The organism is uncultured Wocania sp. (assembly GCF_964021735.1).
Taxonomy (GTDB): domain Bacteria; phylum Bacteroidota; class Bacteroidia; order Flavobacteriales; family Flavobacteriaceae; genus Wocania_A.
Map to the genome: position 1 here is coordinate 1 of NZ_CAXIBN010000151.1, position 7,639 is coordinate 7,639.

The window sequence follows — 7,639 nt, forward strand, 5'->3', positions numbered from 1 at the left end:
ATGCCGCAAATACAGAAGGGTACGATTTTAGAATTAATGGCTCTGGAGAATTGGAATTCAATCTAAATGGTGGTGCATCAGAACTAACATCATCTGTTGCTATACCAGAAAATGAATGGCACCAAGTAGCAGTAATTTATAATAGTGGTACTGCAACTTTATACATAGATGGTGTCGCAGATACTTCTGCGTCATCCCTAGCTGCACCAATTGCAACATCTCGAAAATTCTTAATTGCTGCTGCAGATGGATACGACCCAAATACAACAGATTATTTTGCAGGAAATATAGATGAAGTAAGAGTATGGGATATTGCGCTTTCAGTAGATCAGTTACGTTACATTATGAATCAAGAAATCATAGATGCTAGTATACTACCAACACCAACTTTAATACAAGGAGATGTAATCCCAACAACCATTACAAATAATGAAATTGCTCCTATAGCTTGGTCAAGTTTAGCTGGCTATTACCCTATGTCTGTGTACACCTACACAAACACCAACGACATGTCTGGTAACAACCACCAAGGGGCGTTAAGAAATTTAGATACTGTAGACCATCAAACCGCACCATTCCCATACGAATCGCAAGCTGCCGGTTCCTGGGACACCGATGCTACATGGTTAAACAGTGCTGTACAAACCTTACCTAACGCACTTTCAATTGTTGATGGTACTACCCCTATTGATTGGAATATTGTTGAAATTAATAACGATATATATTTAGGGGCATCACCAACTGGTGTAAGATCAAGAGATTGTTCTGTACAAGGCTTAATTATAAATAGTGGCGACTTACAAGTTAATGGAGATACAGCATCAAATGATGGTATAGGTTTAACTGTTACCCATTATTTAAAACTTGATGGCACTATAGATTTAGAAGGTGAGTCGCAACTTATACAAACAGATGGTAGCGATTTAGATGTTACTAGTTCTGGAACTTTAGAAAGAGATCAACAAGGAAATTCTAATACTTATTTATATAACTATTGGTGTTCGCCTGTTGGTGTAAGTAATGCTACAACAAATAATAATAGTTATACACTAAATGATATATTTACCAATGTTACCTTTTTAACCTCTGGATATAATGGTAATACTTCGCCGGCAATTGCAGACTACTGGATTTGGAAATACACCAACTTAACTGCTGATGAATACGCTTTATGGCAACATGTTAGAAGCACTGGAACATTAAATACAGGAGAAGGCTTTACCATGAAAGGTCCAGGTACTGCTACACCAGACCAAAACTATATATTACGAGGCAAACCAAATAATGGAGATTTTACATTGCCACTAGGCTTAGGAAACGAATATTTAATGGGCAACCCATACCCATCAGCAATGGATGCCGACGAGTTTATTAGAGACAACATTAGTGCTGCCGATGGCGGTAAAGCAGGTAATACAGACAACGTTATTAATGGGGCATTGTATTTCTGGGATCATTTTGCCAACAACACGCATGTTTTAAAAAACTATGAGGGTGGATATGCTACATATACATTAATGGGTAGTACTATGGCTATTTCTAATGACGCCAGAATTAATGCTTCTGGAGCGTCATCCGGAAGGCTCCCTAGAAGATATATTCCTGTTGGACAAGGCTTTTTTGTGTCATCAATTGCTGATGCTGGTTTAACCGGCTTAACCCAACCAATAGCTGGTGGCAATGTTCAATTTAAAAATAGCCAACGTGCTTTTATGAAAGAAAGTGTTGCACAATCACTGTTTGTTAAAAACGGATCTAAAACTAAGTCTTCTGCCAAAAATCAAGACACAGATACACGGCAAAAAATTAGATTAATGTATGACTCACCAGACGGATATCATCGTCAATTACTAGTTGGAGTAGATGCTAATGCCTCAAATAATTTCGATTTAGGTTACGATGCCCTACTTGCTGAAACTAATGATGAGGATATGTATTGGCAGTTTAGTAGTGCTAATTTTATAATACAAGCGGTTAATAATTTTAATGAAGACCAAACACTTCCTATAGGTGTAAAAACTAACAAAGAAGGTTTAGCAACTATAAAAATTGACGCCTTAGAAAATATTGAAAATACAACTGATATTTATTTACATGATAAAGAATTAGATACTTACCATGATTTAAAACAAAGTAATTACGAAGTTTATTTAACTGCAGGCGAGTATTCAGGTCGTTTTGAAATTACTTTTACCAATGCATCAAAAGCTTTAGGAACAGATGATTTTGAAAACACGACCCTAGAAGTCTATTTTTCTAACGAAAAAGAAAGCTTTATAATACATAACCCAGATTTAAAATACATTGAGTCTGTAAGTGTATACAATATCTTAGGGCAATCCATTTATGAGTTTAACAGTAAATCTCAAGAAAACTATATCGAGCATAAAACAAAAAGTATAACAACTGGTGTTTACATTGTAAAAATGAAAACAGATAATAGTATACTTTCTAAAAAAATATTAATAAAATAGTTGAAGTGTAGACCCCAAATCTAGTTTTTACTTAACTATGCTTTGTTAGAGTCCTGATTTTCTCAGGACTCTTTTTTTGTACAAAATACTTTTAAACGATATTTTTTACCTTTTATCGATGTTTTATAAAATAATTTATTATATTTGTGACAACAAGCTATTGACAGTTAAATATTTAGCCCCAACTAAATTAACCTGCTTATGAAAAATTTTATACTTTTTAAAGTACTGGTTGTATTTGTTTTATTTTCTTATACAACATATGCCCAAGACTCTGATGGAGATGGCGTACCTGATTCAGTTGATATAGATGACGATAACGATGGTATTATTGATACTTATGAGTGCTCTGCTACTATTCAATTTAATAACGCTTCATTACTTACAGCTACTGATTTAGATGATGTAAAAGCTGGTGAAAAAGTAATTTATTCCAATGCGCTTTTATATCAAAACCAATATTATGATATCGTTTTAACTATTATAACTATTAACGGATCATTTACTGTAGATTGTAATAATGAATTACGTGTAGATGGTTTTGATTCTAGTACTGATGAGTATATAACATATTCTTTTGATTTAGTAGAAGCAGGAACAGCGACTCCAAGTAACCCAATTGGTATACCTGCAATTTTATATGGGATGGTTTTAGAATCAAGAGATATTGATACAAGAAGCGGTGACGATTTTACCGAAATAGCTGGATTCAATCCATCAACTGCAACATCATCAGTAACAGGATATTTAAATGCTACAACCAACTTAGAGCAAGCAGGGTTTATTAATGGAGGAGGTCCAACAGGTTATACTACATATAGGTTAGACCCTACAATTGCCGGATCAACTACAGATTGGGAAGACGAACCTCATGATGGAGGAACACAAGGTAATGACCCTGACTTTTATTTATATATGGAATTTGATATATTTTCTCATGTCGATTTATTGTACGGAGCAACTGGGACAGTTACTACTAGTACTCGATTAACCAATTTTGGAGTAAGTTCTAAATGTGATTTTGATAACGATAATATTTTAGACACTGTAGATATAGATAGTGACAATGATGGAATACCAGATAATGTAGAAGCACAACCTACTTTAGGGTATATACCACCAAGTAATGTTAGTAGCAGTATAACTGATGCAAATGGCAATGGTCTTGATGACGTTTATGAATCTGCCATGGGAGGCACAGACTTAAACAACTTAGAAGATACAGATGGTGACAAATTAAAAGATTATTTAGATAGCGATACGGATAATGATGGAACACCTGATATTCAAGAAAATGGTCAAGCAAATATTTTGAGTGGATTAGATGTTGATAATGATGGTTTAGACGATGTTTTTGATGTCGTTTTTGCCTATTTAGATATAAACGATGAAGTAAGTGTAGGCGATATTACAGATTTAACAAATTCATTTGAAGATGTTGATAGCGATGCTACTATTGGAGGAGATTTAGATTACAGAGATTTATTTGATATTAACCCCCCTGTTATTGCTTCTATTGATTTTGATGGAGTAGACGATTATTTATCTAGAGCATCTTTTATTAATGGCTTAAATGACGTAACCATAATGGCTTGGATAAAATCTGATGCTGGCAATTCGACCAATATGGTTATTGCAGGAGAAGATACAGGATGTAAATTATGGTTAGAAAATGGAAATACGCCTAAGTTTACAATAAAATCAGCTGGAAACTCAGAGACAACTGTAAGTTGTAGCTCTATTAACTTTGATGAATGGCATCATATTACAGGAACCTATAAAAGTTCAACAGGATTAATAAGCTTGTACTTAGATGGTGCTCTATTAAGTTCTACTAATGTTACTAATACAGGAGCAGCAATAGAAAACACTGAAGATTCTAATGAGAGTTTTGAAGTAGGTAGATTATCAACAGATGTAAGTAATAAGGAATACTTTAAAGGAAACATAGATGAAGTTAGAGTATTTAACACAGCGCTTATTCCTGATCAAATTCAGCAAATGGTATATCAGGAAATTGAAAATAACTCTGGAAACATAAGAGGAAGTATTATTCCCAAAAATATTGGAGATATATCGGGATGCAGTACCATACTTTGGAATAATTTAATAGCCTATTACCCAATGACAAATATTAAAAAGGGCACAACTTCTGATTATTCAGGATATGATAAAGAATTGTATTTAAACTATATAACCACAATTCAAGAGCAAACAGCTCCAATGCCTTATAAAACTTCTAACAATGGAGCTTGGTCTACCGAAGGAACTTGGCAGTATGGTAATGTATGGGATATTGAAAATATATCAAGCAATAAAGATTGGTGTATTGTAGCTATAAAAAACGATGTAAACACATCTAATAGTCATAGCACATTAGGTTTATTGATTGATTCTGGATCAACATTAACTATTAATAATGATAAAGAGCTAAACAATAGCTGGTATTTAAAATTAGATGGTAAAATCGATTTACAAGGCGAATCTCAACTAATACAAGGCGCAGATAGCTCATTAGATGTTACAAGTACTGGTACACTAGAACGCGATCAACAAGGCACTAAAGATTTGTATACTTATAATTATTGGTCCTCACCTGTTGGTTTAAGTAATACAACAAGCAATAATAATAGCTATACACTAAACGATATACTTAATGATGGATCAGTAGCTACTAATCCACTTCCAATTAATTTTGTAACAGGCTATAATGGATCGCCAGGATCGCCAGGAACGACACCTGTTGGCATTGCAAGCTATTGGGTTTGGAAGTACGCCAATAAATTAACCGATAATTATGCATCATGGCAACATGTTAGAAATACTGGAACAGTATTAGCTGGCGAAGGTTACACTATGAAAGGTGTTGATAATAGTCCAACATCGTTTACCGAAGAGCAAAACTATGTATTCAACGGGAAACCTAACAATGGCGATATAAAATTAACCCTATCTGCCGGAAACGACTATTTAGTTGGTAACCCGTACGCATCAGCTATAGATGCCAACGAGTTTATACTAGACAATATTAGTGCTGGAGCAGGTAGAGCAGCAACCAATATTATTGATGGCACACTATACTTCTGGGATCATTTTGCTGGCAACACACACATTTTACGTGAGTATCAAGGTGGTTACGCAACGTACACTTTAATGGGTGGTATTAAAGCCGTATCAACAGATACTAGAATTAATGCTTCTGGTCAAATAGGAACTAAAGTTCCGCAACAATATATTCCTGTTAGTCAAGGATTCTTTGTAACTGCTGATGCTGGAGGTATTGTTACTTTTAAAAATAGCCAGCGTACTTTTAAAACTGAAGCTTCAGATCCTTCTTTATTCTTAAAAGGTTCAAATACAAAAGGTAAATCGAGTGCTGCCAAAACCAATTCGGACGATAGACAAAAAATAAGATTGATGTTTGACTCCCCTAAAGGTTACCATCGTCAATTATTAGTTGGTGAAGATACGTATGCAACTAGTGATATAGATAAAGGCTATGATGCGCCTTTAATTGAAAATAACGTAGAAGATTTATTTTGGATATTTAACAACAAAAACTTTGTTATTCAAGCCGTAAATAATTTTGATGATACCCAAATATTACCCTTAGGTATTAAAATTGATAAAGAAGGCTTAGCAACAATAAAAATTGATGAGCTTGAAAATATAGATAGTAATAAAGCTATTTATTTGCACGATAAGGAACTAAACGTATATCACGATTTAAAAGAGAGTGAGTATGATGTCCATTTAGCTACTGGCGAATATCTAAACCGTTTTGAGTTAACATTCTCAAAAGCATCACAATCATTAAGTACGGATGAGACAAATAAAAACCCCATCGAGGTTTATTTTTCTAATGAAGACATGAATGTGGTGGTACATAATCCGAATTCTCAACTCATTGAATCGGTTGAAATGATTAATATTTTAGGGCAATCGCTATTCAAATTCGAAATAAATTCAAACGACGATTATTTAAGGTATAAAGCATCGCAAATGAAAACTGGAACGTACATTTTAAAAATAGAAACAGAATACGGAAAGCTTTCTAAAAAAGTATTAATAAATTGAGTTAGTTTTAGTTAGTTGACAAGTATAATCTGAGTTTAAAACCCAAATCAACCATTTACTAGATTATGCTTTATTAAAGCGTCCTAAAAAATTAGGACGCTTTTTTATTTTATATGAGTAATTAATTCTTGTAACGAAAATTTAAATTGTTTACCAGAAACCATATCTTTTAAAGTATATGTATTCGAGTTAATTTCCTCTTCGCCTACTAAAACTACAAAAGGAATCGCACGTTTATTAGCATGATTCATTTGCTTTTTCATTTTAGCAGCATCAGGATATAATTCAGCATTAATATCCTTTAAACGTAATTCTTTAATGGCTTTTAAACTGAATAGAGCTTCTTTTTCGCCAAAATTAATGAATAGTACCTCAACATTTTTAGTAACCGTTTCTGGAAATAAACCCAATTCTTCAAGCACTAAATAAATACGGTCTAAACCAAAGCTAATACCAACGCCACTAACATCTTTCATCCCGAAAATTCCTGTTAAGTCGTCGTAACGACCACCACCGCCAATAGAACCCATTTGTACGTTTTTGGGAGCAGAAACTTCAAAAATAGCACCTGTATAATAATTCAATCCGCGTGCTAAAGTAACATCGAGTTGCAGTGTAGCAGTTGATAATCCTAATTCAGAAATAGCAGTATTGATGAATGCTAATTCTTTAATTCCTTTTTTTCCTTCTTCGGAAGTATTTAAAATGCTTTTTAAGCTTTCAATTTGAGATTCAAAAGACCCTGAAAGGTTAAATAATGGTTGTAATTTTTCAATTCCTGCTTCTGAAATGCCTTTACTTAGCATTTCCTCCTTCACCTTCTCCTCGCCTATTTTATCAAGTTTATCTAAAGCTACTGTAAAGTCAATTAACTTATCACTAGCTCCAATAACTTCGGCAATTCCAGAAAGTATTTTACGGTTATTTATTTTAATGGTAACATCTTCTAATTTTAAAGCAGAAAAAACAGTGTCGTAAAGTTGAATAAACTCAACTTCTTGCCAAAGACTTTTACTCCCAACTACATCGGCATCACATTGATAAAACTCTCTAAAACGTCCTTTCTGTGGTCTATCTGCTCTCCAAAC

Annotated in this window: 3 protein-coding genes; 2 read left to right on the top strand and 1 reads right to left on the bottom strand. The window is 33.8% G+C overall.

The annotated features are described in order from the left end of the window. Positions 1 to 2,474, top strand: a 2,474-nt coding sequence (locus AADI82_RS12065) for a LamG-like jellyroll fold domain-containing protein (protein ID WP_341216682.1), incomplete at its 5' end; no start/stop codon positions are given. 201 nt (positions 2,475 to 2,675) lie between these two features. Beyond that, entirely contained in the window at positions 2,676 to 6,551 is a 3,876-nt protein-coding gene (locus AADI82_RS12070) for a LamG-like jellyroll fold domain-containing protein (protein ID WP_341216683.1), read from the top strand. Positions 6,552 to 6,655: 104 nt separating this feature from the next. Here the strand turns inward: AADI82_RS12070 and AADI82_RS12075 are convergent. Beyond that, positions 6,656 to 7,639, bottom strand: a 984-nt coding sequence (locus AADI82_RS12075; protein WP_341216684.1) for an ATP phosphoribosyltransferase regulatory subunit, incomplete at its 5' end; no start/stop codon positions are given.